Origin of the sequence: Escherichia sp. 93.0816 (assembly GCF_013368855.2) — a bacterium.
Lineage (GTDB): Bacteria > Pseudomonadota > Gammaproteobacteria > Enterobacterales > Enterobacteriaceae > Escherichia > Escherichia ruysiae.
Map to the genome: position 1 here is coordinate 474,117 of NZ_JABWNC020000001.1, position 21,031 is coordinate 495,147.

Annotated in this window: 16 protein-coding genes; 8 read left to right on the forward strand and 8 right to left on the reverse strand. The window is 50.3% G+C overall.

Going from position 1 to position 21,031, the window contains the following annotated elements; genetic code table 11:
* The first annotated feature begins 119 nt into the window (after positions 1–119).
* From uidA to uidC, 3 genes are read left to right on the forward strand one after another with little or no spacing between them, the layout of a single operon-like run.
* Entirely contained in the window at positions 120–1,931 is a 1,812-nt protein-coding gene (gene uidA, locus HEM79_RS02440; RefSeq protein WP_176241102.1) for a beta-glucuronidase, read from the forward strand.
* Positions 1,928–3,301 (forward strand): glucuronide transporter, encoded by a 1,374-nt coding sequence (uidB, locus tag HEM79_RS02445; protein ID WP_176241101.1) that lies wholly within the window; start codon positions 1,928–1,930, stop codon positions 3,299–3,301. The genes uidA and uidB overlap by 4 nt, the downstream gene beginning before the upstream one ends.
* Before the next feature lie 38 nt (positions 3,302–3,339).
* Complete coding sequence (gene uidC / locus HEM79_RS02450) at positions 3,340–4,605, forward strand: glucuronide uptake porin UidC (protein WP_176241100.1); 1,266 nt, start codon at positions 3,340–3,342, stop codon at positions 4,603–4,605.
* Positions 4,606–4,649: 44 nt separating this feature from the next.
* Here uidC and HEM79_RS02455 read toward each other — a convergent pair whose 3' ends face one another.
* Together HEM79_RS02455 and manA are read right to left on the reverse strand one after the other, a co-directional pair.
* Complete coding sequence (locus HEM79_RS02455) at positions 4,650–6,158, reverse strand: YdgA family protein (protein ID WP_176241099.1); 1,509 nt, start codon at positions 6,156–6,158, stop codon at positions 4,650–4,652.
* Between the two features lie 99 nt (positions 6,159–6,257).
* Entirely contained in the window at positions 6,258–7,433 is a 1,176-nt protein-coding gene (manA, locus tag HEM79_RS02460; protein WP_176241098.1) for a mannose-6-phosphate isomerase, read from the reverse strand.
* Positions 7,434–7,631: 198 nt separating this feature from the next.
* Here manA and fumB point away from each other — a divergent pair, with 198 nt between their 5' ends.
* Together fumB and fumC are read left to right on the forward strand one after the other, a co-directional pair.
* The gene (fumB, locus tag HEM79_RS02465) at positions 7,632–9,278 is read left to right on the forward strand and encodes a class I fumarate hydratase (protein ID WP_000066639.1); all 1,647 of its coding nucleotides are present in this window, start codon (positions 7,632–7,634) and stop codon (positions 9,276–9,278) included.
* A gap of 142 nt (positions 9,279–9,420) precedes the next feature.
* Positions 9,421–10,824 (forward strand): class II fumarate hydratase, encoded by a 1,404-nt coding sequence (fumC, locus tag HEM79_RS02470; protein WP_000860010.1) that lies wholly within the window; start codon positions 9,421–9,423, stop codon positions 10,822–10,824.
* Here fumC and tus read toward each other — a convergent pair.
* The 3 genes from tus to rstA form a co-directional block, all read right to left on the reverse strand.
* Complete coding sequence (gene tus, locus HEM79_RS02475; protein ID WP_176241097.1) at positions 10,821–11,750, reverse strand: DNA replication terminus site-binding protein; 930 nt, start codon at positions 11,748–11,750, stop codon at positions 10,821–10,823. The genes fumC and tus overlap by 4 nt on opposite strands.
* A gap of 73 nt (positions 11,751–11,823) precedes the next feature.
* Positions 11,824–13,125, reverse strand: a complete 1,302-nt coding sequence (rstB, locus tag HEM79_RS02480; protein WP_176241096.1) for a two-component system sensor histidine kinase RstB — start codon at positions 13,123–13,125, stop codon at positions 11,824–11,826.
* Positions 13,126–13,128: 3 nt separating this feature from the next.
* Positions 13,129–13,848 carry a two-component system response regulator RstA gene (gene rstA, locus HEM79_RS02485; RefSeq protein ID WP_176241095.1) on the reverse strand — a complete coding sequence of 240 codons (720 nt, stop codon included), beginning with the start codon at positions 13,846–13,848 and terminating at the stop codon, positions 13,129–13,131.
* A gap of 128 nt (positions 13,849–13,976) precedes the next feature.
* Between rstA and HEM79_RS02490 the strand changes: the two genes are divergently transcribed.
* Positions 13,977–14,312 (forward strand): GlpM family protein, encoded by a 336-nt coding sequence (locus HEM79_RS02490; protein ID WP_000524882.1) that lies wholly within the window; start codon positions 13,977–13,979, stop codon positions 14,310–14,312.
* Here the strand turns inward: HEM79_RS02490 and folM are convergent.
* From folM to ydgH, 3 genes are all read right to left on the reverse strand, one after another.
* Positions 14,309–15,031 carry a dihydromonapterin reductase gene (gene folM, locus HEM79_RS02495; protein WP_000520629.1) on the reverse strand — a complete coding sequence of 241 codons (723 nt, stop codon included), beginning with the start codon at positions 15,029–15,031 and terminating at the stop codon, positions 14,309–14,311. The two genes, HEM79_RS02490 and folM, sit on opposite strands and share 4 nt — an antisense overlap.
* 36 nt (positions 15,032–15,067) lie before the next feature.
* A complete protein-coding gene (locus HEM79_RS02500; protein ID WP_176241094.1) occupies positions 15,068–16,450 on the reverse strand; it encodes an amino acid permease in 1,383 nt (460 codons plus the stop codon).
* A gap of 184 nt (positions 16,451–16,634) precedes the next feature.
* Positions 16,635–17,579, reverse strand: coding sequence for a DUF1471 family protein YdgH (gene ydgH, locus HEM79_RS02505; RefSeq protein ID WP_000769335.1), 945 nt, complete (start codon positions 17,577–17,579; stop codon positions 16,635–16,637).
* A 520-nt stretch (positions 17,580–18,099) separates the two neighbouring features.
* Between ydgH and pntA the strand changes: the two genes are divergently transcribed.
* Together pntA and pntB are read left to right on the forward strand one after the other, a co-directional pair.
* A complete protein-coding gene (pntA, locus tag HEM79_RS02510; RefSeq protein ID WP_176241093.1) occupies positions 18,100–19,632 on the forward strand; it encodes a Re/Si-specific NAD(P)(+) transhydrogenase subunit alpha in 1,533 nt (510 codons plus the stop codon).
* Positions 19,633–19,642: 10 nt separating this feature from the next.
* The gene (gene pntB, locus HEM79_RS02515; RefSeq protein WP_176241092.1) at positions 19,643–21,031 is read left to right on the forward strand and encodes a Re/Si-specific NAD(P)(+) transhydrogenase subunit beta; all 1,389 of its coding nucleotides are present in this window, start codon (positions 19,643–19,645) and stop codon (positions 21,029–21,031) included.

Genomic DNA, 21,031 nt, shown 5'->3' on the forward strand with positions numbered 1-21,031 from the left:
TCTTTTTATTTCCATTTCTCTTCCATGGGTTTCTCACAGATAACTGTGTACATCACAAAATTGGTTAACTAATCAGATTAAAGGTTGACCAGTGTTTTTATCTTAATGAGGAGTCCCTTATGTTACGTCCTGTAGAAACCCCAACCCGTGAAATCAAAAAACTCGACGGCCTGTGGGCATTCAGTCTGGATCGCGAAAACTGTGGAATTGATCAGCGTTGGTGGGAAAGCGCGTTACAAGAGAGCCGGGCAATTGCTGTGCCGGGCAGTTTTAACGATCAGTTTGCCGATGCGGATATTCGTAATTATGTGGGCAACGTCTGGTATCAGCGCGAAGTCTTTATACCTAAAGGTTGGGCGGGTCAGCGTATCGTGCTGCGTTTCGATGCGGTCACTCATTACGGCAAAGTGTGGGTAAACAATCAGGAAGTGATGAAGCATCAGGGGGGATATACGCCGTTTGAAGCCGATGTCACGCCATATGTTATTGCCGGGAAAAGAGTACGTATCACCGTTTGTGTGAACAACGAACTGAACTGGCAGACTATCCCGCCGGGAATGGTCATTACCGACGAAAACGGTAAGAAAAAGCAGTCTTACTTCCATGATTTCTTTAACTACGCCGGGATCCATCGCAGCGTAATGCTCTACACCACGCCGAACACCTGGGTAGACGATATCACCGTAGTGACGCACGTAGCGCAAGACTGTAACCACGCGTCTATTGACTGGCAGGTGGTGGCAAATGGTGATGTCAGCGTTGAACTGCGTGATGCGGATCAACAGGTTGTTGCAACAGGACAAGGCAACAACGGAACCTTGCAAGTGGTGAATCCGCACCTCTGGCAACCGGGCGAAGGTTATCTCTATGAACTGTACGTCACAGCCAAAAGCCAGACAGAGTGCGACATCTATCCACTGCGCATCGGTATCCGGTCAGTGGCAGTGAGTGGCGAACAGTTCCTGATCAACCACAAACCGTTCTACTTCACTGGTTTTGGTCGCCATGAAGATGCGGACTTGCGTGGCAAAGGATTCGATAACGTGCTGATGGTGCACGACCACGCATTAATGGACTGGATTGGTGCCAACTCTTACCGTACCTCGCATTACCCTTACGCTGAAGAGATGCTCGACTGGGCAGATGAACATGGCATCGTGGTGATTGATGAAACTGCAGCTGTCGGCTTTAACCTCTCTTTAGGCATTGGTTTCGAAGCGGGCAACAAGCCGAAAGAACTCTACAGCGAAGAGGCGGTCAACGGGGAAACCCAGCAGGCGCACTTACAGGCGATTAAAGAACTGATTGCGCGTGACAAAAACCACCCAAGCGTGGTGATGTGGAGTATTGCCAACGAACCGGATACCCGTCCGCAAGGCGCACGGGAATATTTCGCGCCACTGGCGGAAGCAACGCGTAAACTCGACCCGACGCGACCGATCACCTGCGTCAATGTGATGTTCTGCGACGCTCACACCGATACCATCAGCGATCTCTTCGATGTGCTGTGTCTTAACCGTTATTACGGTTGGTATGTACAAAGCGGCGATTTGGAAACGGCAGAGAAGGTACTGGAAAAAGAACTTCTGGCCTGGCAGGAGAAACTGCATCAGCCGATTATCATCACCGAATACGGGGTGGATACGTTAGCCGGCCTGCACTCGATGTACACCGACATGTGGAGTGAAGAGTATCAGTGCGCATGGCTGGATATGTATCACCGCGTCTTTGATCGTGTCAGCGCCGTCGTCGGTGAACAGGTATGGAATTTCGCCGATTTTGCAACCTCGCAGGGCATTTTGCGCGTTGGCGGTAACAAGAAAGGGATCTTCACCCGCGACCGCAAACCGAAGTCGGCGGCTTTCTTGCTGCAAAAACGCTGGACTGGCATGAACTTCGGTGAAAAACCGCAGCAGGGAGGCAAACAATGAATCAACAACTCTCCTGGCGCACCATCGTCGGCTACAGCCTCGGTGACGTCGCCAATAACTTCGCCTTCGCAATGGGGGCGCTCTTCCTGTTGAGTTACTACACCGACGTCGCTGGCGTCGGTGCCGCTGCGGCGGGCACCATGCTGTTACTGGTGCGGGTATTTGATGCCTTTGCCGACGTCTTTGCCGGACGAGTGGTGGACAGTGTGAATACCCGCTGGGGAAAATTCCGCCCGTTTTTACTCTTTGGCACTGCGCCGTTAATGATCTTCAGCGTGCTGGTATTCTGGGTGCCGACCGACTGGAGTCATAGCAGCAAAGTTGTGTATGCATATTTGACCTACATGGGCCTCGGGCTTTGCTACAGCCTGGTGAATATTCCTTATGGTTCACTTGCTACCGCGATGACCCAACAACCGCAGTCCCGCGCCCGTCTGGGCGCGGCTCGAGGAATTGCCGCTTCGCTGACCTTTGTCTGTCTGGCTTTTCTGATAGGACCGAGCATTAAAAACTCCAGCCCGGAGGAGATGGTGTCGGTGTACCATTTCTGGACGATTGTACTGGCAATTGCCGGGATGGTGCTTTACTTCATCTGCTTCAAATCGACGAGTGAGAATGTGGTACGTATCGTGGCGCAGCCGTCCTTGAAGATCAGTCTGCAAACGCTGAAACGGAATCGTCCGCTGTTTATGTTGTGCATCGGTGCACTGTGTGTGCTGATTTCGACCTTCGCGGTCAGCGCATCGTCGTTGTTCTACGTGCGCTATGTGCTGAATGACACCGGTCTGTTTACTGTGCTGGTACTAGTGCAAAACCTGGTCGGTACTGTGGCGTCGGCACCGCTGGTGCCAGGGATGGTCGCGAGGATCGGTAAAAAGAATACCTTCCTGATTGGCGCTTTGCTGGGAACCTGCGGTTATCTGCTGTTCTTCTGGGTTTCCGTCTGGTCGCTGCCAGTGGCGTTGCTCGCGTTAGCCATCGCTTCAATTGGTCAGGGCGTTACCATGACCGTGATGTGGGCGCTGGAAGCTGATACCGTAGAATACGGTGAATACCTGACCGGCGTGCGAATTGAAGGGCTTACCTATTCGCTATTCTCATTTACCCGCAAATGCGGCCAGGCAATAGGAGGTTCAATTCCCGCCTTTATTTTAGGATTAAGCGGATATATCGCCAATCAGGCGCAAACACCGGAAGTTATTATGGGGATTCGCACATCAATTGCTTTAGTCCCTTGCGGATTTATGCTACTGGCATTCGCTATAATCTGGTTTTATCCGCTCACGGATAAAAAATTCAAAGAAATTGTAGTTGAAATTGATAATCGCAAACAAATGCAGCAGCAATTAATCAGCGATATCACTAATTAATATTCTATAAAAATAATCAGAACATCAAAGGTGCAACTATGAGAAAAATAGTGGCCATGGCCGTTATTTGCCTGACGGCTGCCTCTGGCCTTACCTCTGCTTACGCCGCGCAACTGGCTGACGATGAAGCGGGGCTACGCATCAGACTGAAAAATGAATTACGCCGGGCCGACAAGCCCAGTGCTGGTGCGGGAAGAGATATTTACGCGTGGGTACAGGGAGGATTACTCGATTTTAATAGTGGCTATTATTCTAATATTATTGGCGTCGAAGGTGGAGCATATTATGTTTATAAGTTAGGTGCTCGCGCTGATATGAGTACCCGATGGTATCTTGATGGCGATAAAAGTTTTGGCTATGCTCTGGGTGCGGTAAAAATAAAACCGAGTGAAAATGGCTTGCTTAAATTAGGCCGCTTCGGAACAGATTATAGTTATGGCAGTTTACCTTATCGTATTCCGTTAATTGCTGGCAGTTCGCAACGTACATTACCGACTGTTTCCGAAGGGGTATTAGGTTATTGGGCTTTAACACCTAATATCGAACTGTGGGGGATGTGGCGCTCAAGAGTATTTTTGTGGACCGACTCAACAACCGGTATTCGTGATGAAGGGGTTTATAACAGCCAGACGGGGAAATACGATAAACATCGCGCACGTTCTTTTTTAGCCGCCAGTTGGCATGATGATACCAGTCGCTATTCTCTGGGCGCATCGGCACAGAAAGATGTTTCCAACCAGATACAAAGTATTCTGGAGAAAAGCATACCCCTCGACCAGAATTATGCGCTGAAAGGAGAGTTGCTTGGCTTTTACGCGCAACTCGAAGGCTTAAGTCGTAATACCAGGCAGCCCAATGAAACGACGTTGGTTAGTGGACAATTGACCTGGAGCACGCCGTGGGGAAGTGTATTTGGTAGTGGTGGTTATCTGCGTCATGCGATGAATGGCGCCGTGGTGGACACTGACATTGGCTATCCTTTTTCATTAAGTCTTGATCGTAACCGTGAAGGAATGCAGTCCTGGCAATTGGGCGTCAACTATCGTTTAACCCCGCAATTTACGCTGACTTTTGCGCCGATTGTGACCCGTGGTTATGAATCCAGTAAACGAGACGTGCGGATTGAAGGTGCGGGCATCTTAGGTGGTATGAACTATCGGGTCAGCGAAGGGCCGCTACAAGGGATGAATTTCTTTCTTGCCGCCGATAAAGGGCGGGAAAAGCGCGATGGCAGTGCGCTGGGCGATCGCCTGAATTACTGGGATGTGAAAATGAGTATTCAGTATGACTTTATGCTGAGGTGAGAAAAAACGCCGGAGAGAAAACCCTCCGGCGTTTTGGCAGTGAATTACTGTTGCGGAATGGCTGGTACAGCCGGAACGTTTAATGCTGGCATTGCAAACATACCAACAAAATCTTCCAGCGGCATTTTCTGGCCATTCAACGTGATCTGACCGTTAGCATATTGCAGGCTGGTGGTGATGGTATTGTCCTGCAAGGTGGTCAGTCGGAACATCTGCCCCATTGCTGATGCACCTTCAACTTGCTGTTTTGCCAGTTTTTTAGCTTGATCTTCCTGATAACCTTCCAGCTTCGCTACCTGGGTCATCAGCTCAGTTGCCATATCAACCGGAATGGTCAGTTTTGCCTCCAGAGACTTAACCGAGCGGTCTACTTCCTGCGCCAGCGTTTGCGGCGCTTCTTTAGTCGTTGCCGGATCTTTCAGGAACAGCGACAGATTCAGCGCACTTTCACCCTGACTGTTTTTCCAGCTTAACGGAGCGACAGTTATCACCGGATCGCCTTTCAACATCAGTGGCAGGGCGCTAAAGAAGGCTTCTGTCACTTTCTCCTGATAAAGTTCGGGATTGTTGGCAATCTCTGGCTGTGCCAGCAGTGCCTGAGTTTGCGCGTTATATTGCTGGCTAAACTGATGCCAGGCTTCGCCATCAATCTGACCCACTTTTAAAGTCAGCTTGCCGCTGCCCAGATCCTGATTCTGTACCTTCAGACTATTTAGCGAGTAATCCAGTTGGCTATTGATCGTTTTACCGTCATTGACCAGGTCTGATTTACCGCTGATCTCCATGCCTTCCAGCAGCGCCAGTTCTTTGCCTTCCACCGAAATGGTCATTTTTTCCAGTGACAGTTTTTGGTTGCCCACGCGCTCACCAAAACTTGCCAGCGTGCTGGAACCGTCGGTTTTCAGATTATTAAAGGTCAACTGCACTTTCTGATTGTATTCGTTAACTGCGTCTATCCGACCACTTTGCGCCTCCCCGGAAAGGGAGATGGCTTTACCGTCTCTGTCAGCATTTAACTGGAACTCGCCGCCGCTAAAGGCGACTTTTTCATCCTTTTTCTCGTAATTCAGCTGCTTGAGCGAAATATCGGAACTGGAATCACCGCTGTAACCAATGCGGGAGTTAATCTCAAAAGGCGTTTCACCTTTTGCCATATCAAACAGTGGCTTGCTCACATTGTTGTTGACAAGCGTGGTTTGAATCGACGCCATCGATGGGATCAGGTTCAGTTTTTTAAGCTGGGCAAGGGGGAAGGGACCATGATCAACCGATTCGTTGAAGATGACGCTCTGACCGCTTTTAATCCACGGATTTTCTTTCCCGGCAACGGGTTTCACCACCAGTTGTAACTGGCTGCTGAACACGCCGCGATGATAGTTTTGATAACTCACTTCCAGGTTGGATTCAGGAGCCGTCAGCTTAAGTTGCGCATTTGCCTGCGCGACCATGTCCTCGAGATGGGTTTCTATTTTCTTGCCTGTGTACCATGCGCCGCCTGTCCAGACTACGCCGAGCGCAACAATGACGCCTACCGCTACCAGCGATTTATTCATAGTGATTATCCATAAAATGAAATCAGGCGGACTGGCCGCCTGAAGTGTTATAAGCCTTTAATAAGCTTAGCAAGAGATGTTAATTTTTTCAGTAAGCTCTTACAGCTTGTTGTAAACACGGGCTAAACGTCCGTGGCCTTTCACTGTCACCGGTGACTCGTTGGCGGCAATAAACGCTGACTCACCCGGTTTAAGCTGTAACTGTTGAGAACCTTTACACAGAGTTGCTTCGCCTTCAACGCAGAACAAAATGGCGGCACTTTGCTGGTTGATGGTGGTTTCTTTATCACTAAGATCATGCAGCGAGAAGGCAAAATCCTCCACTGGAATCGGGAAGTCCAGTTCTGCACCTTGCTTCACCGGCTGGGTCAACAACTGGTTAGCTGGTTTAGCTTCGAACTTCACGTTGGCAACGAGCTCAGGAATATCAATGTATTTAGGCGTCAGACCCGCACGCAGCACGTTATCGGAGTTCGCCATCACTTCCAGCGCCACGCCTTGCAGGTAGGCGTGTGGTGTTTCAGCGAACAGGAACATCGCTTCGCCAGGGTTCAGTTTCACCACATTCAGCAACAGCGGGGAGAACAGACCGCTGTCATTCGGGTAAAATTCAGAAATTAAACGAATCGTTTGCCACGGTTCGCCCTGTTGGCTGTCGAGTGCCGATTTTAAAATCGCCAGCGCGCGGGATTTTTCTTCACCCTGCATATTTAACAGGCTGGCGAACAGTTCGCTTAAACGCTCGGCATTGGGCTGTTGTAAAAAGTGAGCAATTGCCGGATGTGCGCCCGCAACTGGCTGGAGCAGAGAGACAATCTCGGAAAACTCACGAAACGCGTTCATCGCGAGGAATGGTGTCAGCGCAAAAACCAGCTCCGGCTTGTGGTTAGGATCTTTATAGTTACGCTCGGCGGCATCCATCGGAATACCTGCGGCATTTTCTTTGGCGAAACCGATTTCAGAATTGCGTTTGTTCGGATGAACCTGAATGGAGAGCGGCTGGGCTGCGCATAATACTTTGAACAGGAAAGGCAGTTCGCCAAAGCGTCTGGCAACGGCCTCTCCAAGCAGAGTCGATTTATCACTCTCAATCACATCACGCAGTGAAACGATATCTCCTGTGGCATTGTGCACACGGGAACTGCTTTTCGGATGTGCCCCCATCCACAGCTCGGCCATCGGCTGGCTGGACGGATTTTCCATACCATAAAGTTCAGTCAATGCCGTTTTGCTGCCCCAGGCATAGTTTTGCACTGAGTTAATGAGTTTTTGCATGATCAATCCCTGTTTAAATGTGGAAATTAATCCCGCTATTAAAGCAAGAATCCTACGGGAAGTAACCTGGAGCCGCAAAAAGTCGTACTAGTCTCAGTTTTTGTTAAAAAAGTGTGTAGGATATTGTTGCTCGCTTTTAACAGGGCAACGGAACACCCGCCCAGAGCATAACCAAACCAGGCAGTAAGTGAGAGAACAATGTCAAACAAACCCTTTCATTATCAGGCTCCTTTCCCACTCAAAAAAGATGATACCGAGTATTACCTGCTGACCAGCGAACACGTTAGCGTATCTGAATTTGAAGGGCAGGAGATTTTGAAAGTCGCGCCAGAAGCGTTAACTCTGCTGGCGCGTCAGGCGTTTCATGATGCGTCATTTATGCTGCGCCCGGCTCACCAACAGCAGGTTGCCGACATTCTGCGTGACCCGGAAGCCAGCGAAAACGATAAATATGTGGCACTGCAATTCCTGCGAAACTCCGATATCGCGGCAAAAGGCGTTCTGCCAACCTGTCAGGATACCGGTACCGCGATTATCGTTGGTAAAAAAGGACAGCGCGTATGGACCGGCGGTGGCGACGAAGCGGCTTTGGCGCGCGGTGTCTATAACACCTATATCGAAGATAATCTGCGCTACTCGCAAAACGCGCCGCTGGATATGTATAAAGAGGTGAATACCGGCACCAACCTGCCAGCGCAGATCGATCTTTATGCCGTTGATGGCGACGAGTACAAATTCCTCTGTATTGCCAAAGGTGGCGGTTCGGCAAACAAAACGTATCTTTATCAGGAAACCAAAGCGTTACTGACGCCGGGGAAACTGAAAAATTACCTGGTTGAGAAAATGCGCACGCTGGGGACGGCGGCGTGTCCTCCGTATCACATTGCGTTCGTTATTGGAGGAACGTCTGCGGAAACTAACCTTAAAACGGTAAAACTGGCTTCCGCTAAATACTATGACGAACTGCCCACGGAAGGGAATGAGCACGGTCAGGCGTTCCGCGATGTGGAGCTGGAAAAAGAATTACTGATCGAAGCGCAAAATCTTGGTCTGGGGGCGCAGTTTGGTGGTAAATACTTCGCTCACGATATCCGCGTGATTCGCCTGCCGCGTCATGGTGCATCCTGCCCGGTTGGTATGGGCGTTTCCTGTTCCGCTGACCGTAATATTAAAGCGAAGATCAACCGTCAGGGGATCTGGATCGAAAAACTGGAACATAATCCAGGCAAATATATCCCTGAAGAATTGCGTAAAGCGGGAGAAGGCGAGGCGGTGCGCGTAGACCTTAATCGTCCGATGAAAGAGATCCTTGCACAGTTGTCGCAGTATCCCGTTTCTACGCGCTTATCGCTTAACGGCACGATTATCGTCGGTCGTGATATTGCCCACGCCAAACTGAAAGAGCGCATGGACAACGGCGAAGGGCTACCGCAATACATCAAAGATCACCCGATTTACTACGCGGGTCCGGCAAAAACGCCAGAAGGTTATGCCTCCGGTTCTCTCGGCCCAACAACCGCCGGACGGATGGATTCTTATGTCGATCAACTGCAAGCGCAGGGCGGAAGTATGATCATGCTGGCGAAAGGCAACCGCAGCCAGCAGGTGACGGATGCCTGTAAAAAACACGGTGGCTTCTACCTCGGCAGTATTGGCGGCCCGGCGGCAGTGCTGGCACAGGGCAGTATTAAGAGCCTGGAATGTGTTGAGTATCCTGAACTGGGAATGGAAGCGATCTGGAAAATCGAAGTGGAAGATTTCCCGGCGTTTATCCTTGTGGATGATAAAGGAAATGACTTCTTCCAGCAGATACAGCTCACACAGTGTACCCGCTGCGTGAAATAAACAGAGCCGTCCTTCGGGGCGGCTTTTTTACATGGCACGAAAGACCAAACATTTGTTATCAAATAGTAAATAATGAGTGAGCTAAAAGTTGCTTAACGTAAGCAAAACAGAAAGAAAAAATTAATCAGGTGAGGAGCAGTCCATGAAAACAGTACGCAGCGAAAAAGATTCGATGGGTGCGATCGATGTCCCGGCAGATAAGCTGTGGGGCGCACAAACTCAACGCTCGCTGGAGCATTTCCGCATTTCGACGGAGAAAATGCCAACCTCACTGATTCATGCGCTGGCGCTAACCAAGCGCGCAGCGGCAAAAGTTAATGAAGATTTAGGCTTGCTGTCTGAAGAGAAAGCGAGTGCCATTCGTCAGGCGGCAGATGAAGTGCTGGCGGGACAGCATGACGATGAATTTCCGCTGGCTATCTGGCAGACCGGTTCCGGTACGCAAAGCAATATGAATATGAACGAAGTGCTGGCTAACCGGGCGAGCGAATTGCTTGGCGGCGTGCGTGGGATGGAACGTAAAGTTCACCCTAATGACGACGTGAACAAAAGCCAAAGTTCCAATGATGTCTTTCCGACGGCGATGCATGTTGCGGCGCTGCTGGCGCTGCGCAAGCAACTCATTCCGCAGCTTAAAACACTGACACAAACGCTGAGTGAGAAATCGCGCGCATTTGCTGATATCGTCAAAATTGGTCGTACCCACTTGCAGGACGCCACGCCGCTGACGCTGGGGCAGGAGATTTCTGGTTGGGTAGCGATGCTGGAGCATAATCTCAAACATATTGAATACAGTCTGCCGCACGTGGCGGAACTGGCGCTGGGTGGTACAGCAGTAGGGACGGGGCTGAATACTCATCCGGAATATGCGCGTCGCGTTGCGGATGAACTTTCGGTAATTACCTGCGCGCCGTTTGTTACCGCCCCGAACAAATTTGAAGCTCTGGCGACCTGTGATGCGCTGGTTCAGGCGCATGGCGCATTGAAAGGGTTGGCTGCGTCACTGATGAAAATTGCCAATGACGTCCGTTGGCTGGCATCAGGCCCTCGCTGCGGAATTGGTGAAATCTCAATCCCGGAAAACGAGCCGGGCAGTTCAATCATGCCTGGGAAAGTGAACCCAACGCAGTGTGAAGCGTTAACCATGCTTTGCTGTCAGGTGATGGGGAACGACGTGGCGATCAACATGGGTGGCGCTTCCGGAAACTTTGAACTGAACGTCTTCCGCCCGATGGTTATCCACAATTTCCTGCAATCGGTACGCTTGCTGGCAGATGGCATGGAAAGTTTTAACAAACACTGTGCAGTGGGGATTGAGCCGAATCGTGAGCGAATCAATCAATTACTCAATGAATCGCTGATGCTGGTGACCGCACTCAACACCCACATTGGCTATGACAAAGCCGCCGAGATTGCCAAAAAGGCGCATAAAGAAGGGCTGACCTTAAAAGCCGCAGCCCTTGCGCTGGGCTATCTTAGCGAAGCCGAGTTTGACAGCTGGGTACGACCAGAACAGATGGTCGGTAGCATGAAAGCAGGGCGTTAATCTGCAACATACAGGTGCAGCCGTGGAATGATCAAACGAAGCGGCTGCGCCTGCGGTTTATAACGGTGCTGCACATTGTCGGCATCGTAATTCAACAACTCGCCAACGTCTGGCACGCCCGCGCCATTATCCCGATTAATCAGTGCAATCAGAGGCGTCGGGCAGGCGTGTTGTACCTGTTTTTGATCTCCCTTGTACCAGACGCGGGCAATCGGCTGCACCTTCACCGGACGTTTGATTTTTAACTTCGCGTCCTGTGGCAGGGCGGCAATATCCTGATATTCACGCTCCAGTTTTCCCTGCCACTCCTCACGCGTCCACGGTGCAACGCTGCGGGGTGATTTCAGACTTTTTTCCAGCTGCGCCAGCACTTCATCACGATGCAAATTCTTAATGATATGTTTATTCGCCCAGCCAAAACGTAAAGTTGCGGGGTCATGCAGAACGGTGAGGGTGCGGTAAGCGTTCAGTGTGATCAGCCCCGGCAAATGGCGATGCACCCATTCAAAACGCGCCGCCGTAGGAAGTTCTGACTCAACCGTGACGATATGCTCGAAAGTGGTTTTAAGTTGATTGATGCGCTGGATATGACTTACCAGCGCCGCTTGTGAAAGATTGTCGACCTGATAACACAACACGCCGGGCAGACGAACAGCGGCCTTGCTGCTGCGATTTTCAGACTGTTGCTGAATAAACAAATGGCGGAAATGACGTAGCGCGAGCGCCTGCGCCTCTTTGCCGAGATGTTGCTTAACTTCAATGCTGTTCAGCGGATTATGCTCATCCTCTTTTTTGACTTCCGGTAAAGAGAACACCCGGGCAACCAGCAACTTGTGCTGTTCAAGCTCAGCGGCAAATGCGGCAAGTTCTTGCTCCATCTGGCGAAAGGTAGTATTGAGTCGATCTACGAGATCGTAACGAGCCATAAAATCACCATTTAGTTACAACATACTTGTTTTATAGCACAGTGGCGACGGTTTGACCACCGTGCGCTTAGCGTCAGGCAGAGGTAAATTGCGCAATGTTGTGCCATAACGGCCAGCTAAACGAGAAGCGGGCACCACCCAGTTCGCTGGTATCACAATTAACCGTGCCGCCCATAGTCAGCGCAATAGAGCGGACAATTGCCAGTCCCAGCCCGCAGCCGCCGGTTGCACGGTCACGGCTGGGGTCGAGGCGAACAAAGGGTTCAAAAATATGCTCTCGATCCTGTGGTGCAATCCCTGCACCATCATCTTCAACAATTAATGTCGCTCTGTTTCCTGTCAGTAGCAGGCTGGTTTCAACGGTTGAATGGCAGTAGCGCAGGGCGTTATTGAGCAAGTTATCCAGTACGCGCTCCATTAAGCGCATATCCAGCGCCGCATAATGACCTTGCGTGATGGTTTTTATCCGTACCGTTTTATCGGGAGTTAGCGCCTGAATATCGGCCAGATGCGTTGATAGCCACAACGGCAGGTCTGGTTCGCTAAGATGGAGCTCATTTTGCGGGCGATCGAGTCGGGCATAAGTCAGCAGTTCTTCAATTAAAGCTTCCAGTTGGCTGATATCGCGATTCAGCGCCTGAGATTCTGTTGCGCTCAGGTTATCGCTCATCTCCAGGCGATAACGCAGGCGCACTAACGGCGTTCGCAGTTCGTGGGCGATACCGTCGATAAGCTGTTTTTTGCTGGCAATCAAGGCGTTGATATTGTCCGCCATCTGGTTAAACGCCACGCCAAGTCGTTCAAAACTCGAACCATCATCAAAGTGAATACGTTCATTGAGATGCCCATCGCCAAATCGTTGTGCCGCTGCTTCCAGTTTTAGCATGTCCTGCCAGTGCGGACGCATCCAGATAAACACCGGAAAGGCGAGGGAGATGGCAATAAAAGCGATCAGCGCGATATCCAGCAATCGCATCTGATGGAGATAATAAAGATAAGGAACAGGACCAACTGCCAGCACGTAGTGGCTGCGCGGGATACGTTGTAAAAACGTGTACTGATCGTCCAGGGCGACAATTTCGCCGCCACGCAGCCGGTGCATGGAAATATCATCAAGATGGTATTTACTCAGTGGCTCGACACGCAGATCGAAAGAGAGATTTAAATCCATCTCTTTCAGCGTCTTACCCCAGTCGTGTGGGGGGATTTCACGCAATTCGCTGCGCATCAGATACAGCGAACTGTTCATCAAATCATCCAGTGACTGTTTGCCCGCGCGTTCGGCGGTAAATTTGTACACCAGCCCAACCAGCAGGGACATCACCAGAAAGCAGACAAACAGTAAAAGATAAAACTGGATAAACAGTTTTTTCATCGCTTATTCCCACGCATGAGGCGCAAACAGATAGCCTTTGTTTCGCACGGTTTTAATGCGATAAGGTTCGGCAGCGTTATCGCGCAGTTTTTTTCTTAACCGCGAAATAGCCACGTCCACGCTACGATCCAGGCCGTCATAGCTGACGCCGCGTAAATTTTTCAACAATGCATCTCTGTCCATAATTTGCCCCGCGTGGGTGGCTAACTCCCAGAGCAGTTCAAAATCGGCGGTAGAAAGTGAAATTTCACGGTCAGCAAGCGTAACTACACGGTTAATGGGATCGATGGTCAACGTACCGAAATGCAATGCCTTGTAAGGAGTAAGAGGTGCTTCTTGTATACCTTTGGTCAGCGTAGTTTGCTCATTCTGACGCAAATGTAAACGTAACCGCGCCAGCAGGACTGCGGGGGGCGTCGTTTTGAGAATATAGTCGCAGGCGCCCATTTCCAGAGCCAGAATGTGGTTCATATCACTATCGAGAGATGTCAGCAGAACTATAGGCCCGCTCCATTTAGTGCGTAAATCACGACAGACAGTCATGCCGTCCTTGCCTGGTAGCATGATATCGAGGAGCACCAGATCCGGATTTTCCCGCAGAATTGTTTCTTCTGCATGGTCGCCGCGAGGTTCAATGGTTACCTGTATATCATGTTTCGCCAAATACGCGGCAATCAGTGAACCGACTTCTGCGTCATCTTCCACAAATACGATAGTGTTCATATTATTCACGGTAGATATAAAAACGTCACAATACACTGCACCGTTTTTACTTACTATCAATCGTTCCTAAACAAGTTTGCATCAGGTATTCTACGGATGACTTGTTATGGAAGTGTTAAGGTAAAAAGATGGGGCTGGTAATCAAAGCCGCGCTTGGTGCGCTGGTGGTGGTGTTAATTGGTGTATTAGCAAAAACGAAAAATTACTATATCGCCGGGCTGATTCCGCTTTTCCCGACCTTTGCGCTTATTGCGCATTATATTGTTGCCAGCGAACGCGGCATTGAAGCCTTACGCGCAACCATCATTTTCAGCATGTGGTCGATTATTCCCTATTTTATTTACCTGGCGTCGCTGTGGTATTTCACCGGAATAATGCGCTTGCCCGCTGCTTTTGTGGGTTCCGTTGCGTGCTGGGGGATAAGCGCATGGGTGTTGATTATATGCTGGATGAAGCTGCATTAACGCAGATGTCGACCGCCATCAAGCGGAAAACTGCGTCCGGTAACAAAGCAACTGGTGAGTAAATAATCGACCAGGTCGATCACTTCTTTCTCGCCAGGCGCGGTTTTCATCAGTGATTTATTCAGCGCCTGTTGACGATATTCAGCATCATCATGCTCATTAAACAGGATCAGCGATGGCGCGATAGAATTCACTTTCACTTCCGGTGCCAGCTTGCGGGCAAACGAGCGGGTCATATTATCCAGCGCCGCTTTGCTCGCAGCATAGGCAATATGTTTGTCGCTTCCGCGCTCCACCACATAATCGGTAAAGTGAATGATATCGCTGGCGGCGTGTCCGTGCCCACGCAGTAATCTTTCCAGAGCGTGGTTAAGAAGGTATGGAGTATTAACGTGGATCTGCATCATGCTGGCCAGCACGTCAGTCAGTGGCGTACCTGGTTTTTCAGCCATCCACGCGCTGGCGTTATGCAAAATAGCACGCAGGCCGTGGGTGCTTTTTAGTACCTCATCGGCAAACGCCATCACACCGTCGTTGGTTGAAAAATCAGCCTGAATACATTGCGCACCCGCATTAATCAGCCCATCAATGGCAGGATAGTGCGTCCGATAGCTGACAATCACCGGTTGCTTTTGATTAATGAAATGCCAGGCGAGGGCAAGGCCGATGCGACGGCCTCCGCCAGTAATTAATATTGGCAAGGGGTGGGTTTTACCCATCGTTATCTCCTTTGCTATCCAACGATGGGACGAACGTTATCCCACCAGCATCCAGGTCGCCGGAACTGCGGCAATTAACAACATGCTAATTAACACCATTTCCTGACGATTCAGTACATTATCATGTGTATGCGTTTTACGCGCGTACAGGAATACCAGAAGCCCAGGTGCATACAGAACGACGGACAACAGCAGGTGCATTGGGCCAGAGGCGTACAATAACCATAAGCCATAAATGCAGGCACCGATACCTACTGCTTTATGCAGTGGACGGGTAGCGATTTTCAGCAGGAACGCGCCAACCAGGAAATAGGGCACCAGAATCATTTCTGAGGCGATGGTCAGCAATGTGTTGTAATCGGAACCGGTTAGCCAGATGAGTACCAGACAAATTTGCACGCAGATGTTGGTCAGCCACAGTGAGGCAGACGGCGCAGCTTGCGCATTCTGGCGAGCAAAAATGCGCGGGAATGCTTTATGTGTGGCCGCCAGGAAGGGGACTTCTGCCGCCATAATGGTCCAGCTTAAGTACGCGCCGCAAACGGAAACGATCAGTCCGGCAGCGATGATAATCTCGCCCCACGGCCCCATCATTTTCACCATCAGGCCGGCCATAGACGGGTTACGGATTTCAGCAAGTTCCGGGCGTGCTACCACGCCCAGCGAAAGCAGCGTTACCAGTAAATAAACGCCCAGCGCGGAAAGTACCGCCAGAAGTGTTGCTTTGCCGACATCATGTTTATTACGCGCTCGCGCAGAAACGACCACTGCACCTTCCACGCCAATGAATACCCACAGTGTGATCAACATTGTGTTTTTCACCTGTTCCCATACTGGTATGCCAAGTGCTAGGCCAGTGAAGTCGAGTTTGAAGGTGTCCAGTTTGAACATCATCATCGCCAGCACAATAAACAGACCTAGCGGCAATAATTTTGCCAGCGTCGCCACCAGGTTAATGCTGGCAGCAGTCTGCACGCCGCGCAGGATCAAAAAGTGAACAATCCATAATAAGGCGGATGCACCGACAATCGATTGCCTGGTATTACCATCGCCAAACAGGCGCAATTCCGGCGTGTCAGTAAAAAAGCTTAATGCGGAAAAGACGATCACCAGATAGGAGACGTTGGCGATAACTGCGCACAGCCAGTATCCCCATGCGGAGCAGAAACCAATCAGTTCGCCAAACCCTTCACGGGCATAGGTAAAGATACCGCCGTCAAGGTCGGGACGAATACGCGTCAGGATCAGCATAGCGAAGGCCAGTAATAAAATCCCTGCGCCGGTGATACCCCAGCCGATCAATAATGCTGCCGGGCTGGCTACCGCCGCCATATTTTGCGGCAGACTGAAAACACCTGCGCCCAGCATTGAGCTTAATACCAGCGCAGTGAGCGCGCTCAGTCCCAGTTTCTTTTCCATCTGTATCCAGTGATCAAAACGTGTTTGGAAGAATAAATATTAGGACAAAACGCATAAAAATGGTGTTTGTCACTAAGGCGCGGGATTTTACGAAGAGATGTATCGTCATGCAATGGTTAGGGGAAAATTTGTGACTAAAAATGCTAAAGGCGGCATAAAGCCGCCTTATCGTGATACTGAATAGTTATTTATACAGGTCTGCGCTGATGGTCAGGTTATTGCCACGTTCCTGCCACTGGCGGGTGATGTGGTAATACTTAGCCCCTTTCTTCGCGGCACGTTTAGCAACCTGGTAGGAAACTTCGGTCATGTTGCCGTAGTTACCTGAGAACTTAATGCTGTCGAACGGCACCATCATCGCTGCGGTCGCTTTGTTCAGTTCTTCTACTTTAGTGCCGTCAGGTAGCGTGACAGTGTAACGTCCACCTTTTGATGACTGGGTTTCAAAGAAGCGACCGACTTCGGAACTTGGTGACGCAGTAGTGGCAACGCCAGGGATTTCAACTTTCTTCGCAGCTTCGCCACCGGCAGCCAGGGCTGCACGTCCCGCGTCGGAATCCGCCGGGATCACATCCGGGCTTTGTACTACGCGTTTCTTAGCATCTTTTTTATAGATGAATGCGGTAATACGCTGGTTGCCGCCCTGGTTGGCATCGATTTGACGAACAATATAGAAAGAGTATGCGCCTTTTGCTTTCGCCGCTTTGGTGATGGCGTCATTGACTTCAGGCTGGCTACGGTAAAAGCCCTGGACGGTAACTGTATCAAACGGTTCGATCAGAACGGCCTGGTCTTTGGGCAGTTCCACCACGCCATTAATCACGCGATTTTTTTCGGTTTCTGCTTTTTCAGCATCAGACTTATAGAGATCGGCAACTACACGCCAGTTACCGCTGTTACCGAAATCTGACGTATCGACAACATAAAAAGAGGCTGCGCCTTCTTTATCAGCGCGGCGGGATACGGCTTTCACCGCCTCGCCAATGGCATTGAAACGTCCGGTAACCACTACACGGTCAAAAGGTTTAACCGCTGCCGCTTGCTCCGGTGTCAGTTCTGTTGCTGCGTTAACGGAGAATGCCGTAGCAGAAAGCAGTGCCGACGCCAGGAGGGTGTTCTTAAGCTTCATAAAAATAATCCTTCGCCTTGCGCAAACCAGGTACTGGTATTGTTATTAACGAGAAACGTGGCTGATTATTGCATTTAAACGGTGTAACTGTCTGCGTCATTTTTCATATCAGACTTCTTGATTTGATTTTAAACCTGTTCGAATAACCATGTATGATTAAAAAGTGAGCGCAGTGGCATAGATGGCTGAAATGGCTGAATTGTATAAGTTAATTTAATGTTAACTGGTAGCTTGCGACGGGGTGATCTCATGTTTTACCTGGCTATTGAAGACAATTATCGCCCTTTATCCTGTGTTCTATGGTGTTTATCCCACTATCAAGGCTGAATCGTTAATATTTTTCGAGTTAACGCCGAAATACTGATTTTTGGCGCTAGATCACAGGCATTATTTTCAGTACGTTATAGACGTTTGTTACTAATTTATTTTAACGGAGTAACATTTAGCTCGTTCATGAGCGGCTTGTGTACCTTGAAACACAGGCAAACCATCATCAATAAAACCGATGGAAGGGAATATCATGCGAATTGGCATACCAAGAGAACGGTTAACCAATGAAACCCGTGTTGCAGCAACGCCAAAAACAGTGGAACAGTTGCTGAAACTAGGTTTTACCGTCGCGGTAGAGAGCGGCGCGGGTCAACTGGCGAGTTTTGACGATAAAGCGTTTGTGCAAGCGGGCGCTGAAATAGTAGAAGGGAATAACGTCTGGCAGTCAGAGATCATTCTGAAGGTCAATGCACCGTTAGATGATGAAATTGCACTGCTGAATCCAGGTACAACGCTGGTAAGTTTTATCTGGCCTGCGCAGAATCCGGAACTAATGCAAAAACTTGCGGAACGTAACGTCACCGTGATGGCGATGGACTCCGTACCGCGTATTTCTCGCGCCCAGTCGCTGGACGCGTTAAGTTCGATGGCGAATATCGCAGGTTATCGCGCTATTGTCGAAGCAGCTCATGAGTTTGGTCGCTTTTTTACCGGACAAATCACTGCGGCAGGTAAAGTGCCGCCGGCAAAAGTCATGGTGATTGGTGCGGGTGTTGCTGGTCTGGCGGCCATTGGTGCAGCAAACAGCCTCGGCGCAATTGTGCGTGCGTTCGATACTCGTCCGGAAGTGAAAGAACAAGTTCAGAGTATGGGCGCGGAATTCCTCGAACTGGATTTTAAAGAGGAAGCAGGCAGCGGCGATGGCTATGCCAAAGTGATGTCGGAAGCGTTCATCAAAGCGGAAATGGAGCTTTTTGCTGCGCAGGCAAAAGAAGTCGATATCATTGTTACCACTGCGCTGATTCCAGGCAAACCGGCACCGAAACTGATTACCCGTGAAATGGTGGACTCCATGAAGTCGGGCAGTGTGATTGTCGATCTGGCAGCACAAAACGGCGGTAACTGTGAATACACCGTGCCGGGGCAAATCTTCACCACTGAAAATGGCGTCAAAGTCATTGGTTATACCGATCTTCCGGGGCGTCTGCCGACGCAATCCTCACAGCTTTATGGCACCAACCTCGTCAATCTGCTGAAACTGTTGTGCAAAGAGAAAGACGGCAACATTACTGTTGATTTTGATGATGTGGTGATTCGTGGTGTGACCGTGATCCGTGCGGGTGAAATTACCTGGCCGGCGCCGCCGATTCAGGTTTCAGTCCAGCCGCAGGCAGCGCAGAAAGCAGCACCGGAAGTCAAAACCGAGGAAAAATGTGCCTGTTCGCCGTGGCGTAAATACGCCTTGATGGCGCTGGCAATTATCCTTTTCGGCTGGCTGGCAAATGTTGCACCGAAAGAGTTCCTCGGACACTTCACCGTGTTCGCGCTGGCGTGCGTTGTCGGCTATTACGTGGTGTGGAATGTATCGCACGCGTTACATACACCGTTGATGTCGGTCACCAATGCGATTTCAGGGATTATTGTTGTCGGAGCACTTTTACAGATTGGCCAGGGCGGCTGGGTTAGCTTCCTTAGTTTTATCGCGGTGCTTATAGCCAGCATTAATATTTTCGGTGGCTTCACCGTGACTCAGCGTATGCTGAAAATGTTTCGCAAAAACTAAGGGGTAACATATGTCTGGAGGATTAGTTACAGCTGCATACATTGTTGCCGCGATCCTGTTTATCTTCAGTCTGGCTGGGCTTTCAAAACATGAAACGTCTCGCCGGGGTAACAACCTCGGTATCGCCGGGATGGCGATTGCTTTAATTGCAACTATCTTTGGACCGGATACTGGCAACGTTGGCTGGATCTTACTGGCGATGGTCATCGGTGGGGCGATTGGTATCCGTCTGGCGAAGAAAGTCGAAATGACCGAAATGCCGGAGCTGGTGGCGATCCTGCATAGCTTCGTTGGTCTGGCGGCGGTGTTGGTTGGCTTTAACAGCTATCTGCATCATGACGCGGAAATGGCGCCGATTCTGGCCAATATTCACCTGACGGAAGTGTTCCTCGGTATCTTCATCGGTGCGGTGACTTTCACGGGGTCGGTCGTGGCGTTCGGTAAGCTGTGCGGCAAAATTTCGTCTAAACCGCTGATGCTGCCAAACCGTCACAAAATGAACCTGGCGGCACTGGTTGTTTCCTTCCTGCTGCTGATTGTTTTTGTTCGCACTGAAAGCGTTGGCCTGCAAGTTCTGGCATTGCTGATAATGACCGCCATTGCGCTGGTATTCGGCTGGCATTTAGTCGCCTCCATCGGTGGCGCAGATATGCCTGTAGTGGTGTCGATGCTGAACTCTTATTCTGGTTGGGCAGCGGCGGCGGCGGGCTTTATGCTCAGTAATGACCTGCTGATTGTGACCGGTGCGCTGGTCGGTTCTTCTGGTGCCATCCTTTCTTACATTATGTGTAAGGCGATGAACCGTTCCTTTATCAGCGTCATTGCGGGCGGTTTCGGTACAGATGGTTCTTCCACCGGTGACGATCAGGAAGTTGGCGAGCATCGCGAAATCACTGCGGAAGAGACGGCAGAATTGCTGAAAAATTCGCACTCGGTGATCATCACCCCAGGCTACGGCATGGCGGTCGCGCAGGCACAATATCCGGTGGCAGAAATCACCGAGAAATTGCGTGCCCGTGGTATCAATGTGCGTTTCGGTATTCACCCGGTTGCAGGTCGATTGCCGGGGCATATGAACGTATTGCTGGCAGAAGCGAAAGTACCGTATGACATCGTGCTGGAAATGGACGAGATCAACGATGATTTTGCTGATACCGACACTGTGTTGGTGATTGGCGCTAACGATACGGTTAACCCGGCGGCGCAGGACGATCCGAAAAGCCCAATTGCCGGAATGCCTGTGCTGGAAGTGTGGAAAGCACAGAACGTGATTGTCTTTAAACGTTCGATGAACACTGGCTATGCTGGCGTGCAAAACCCGCTGTTCTTCAAGGAAAACACTCACATGCTGTTTGGCGATGCCAAGGCCAGCGTGGATGCAATCCTGAAAGCACTGTAA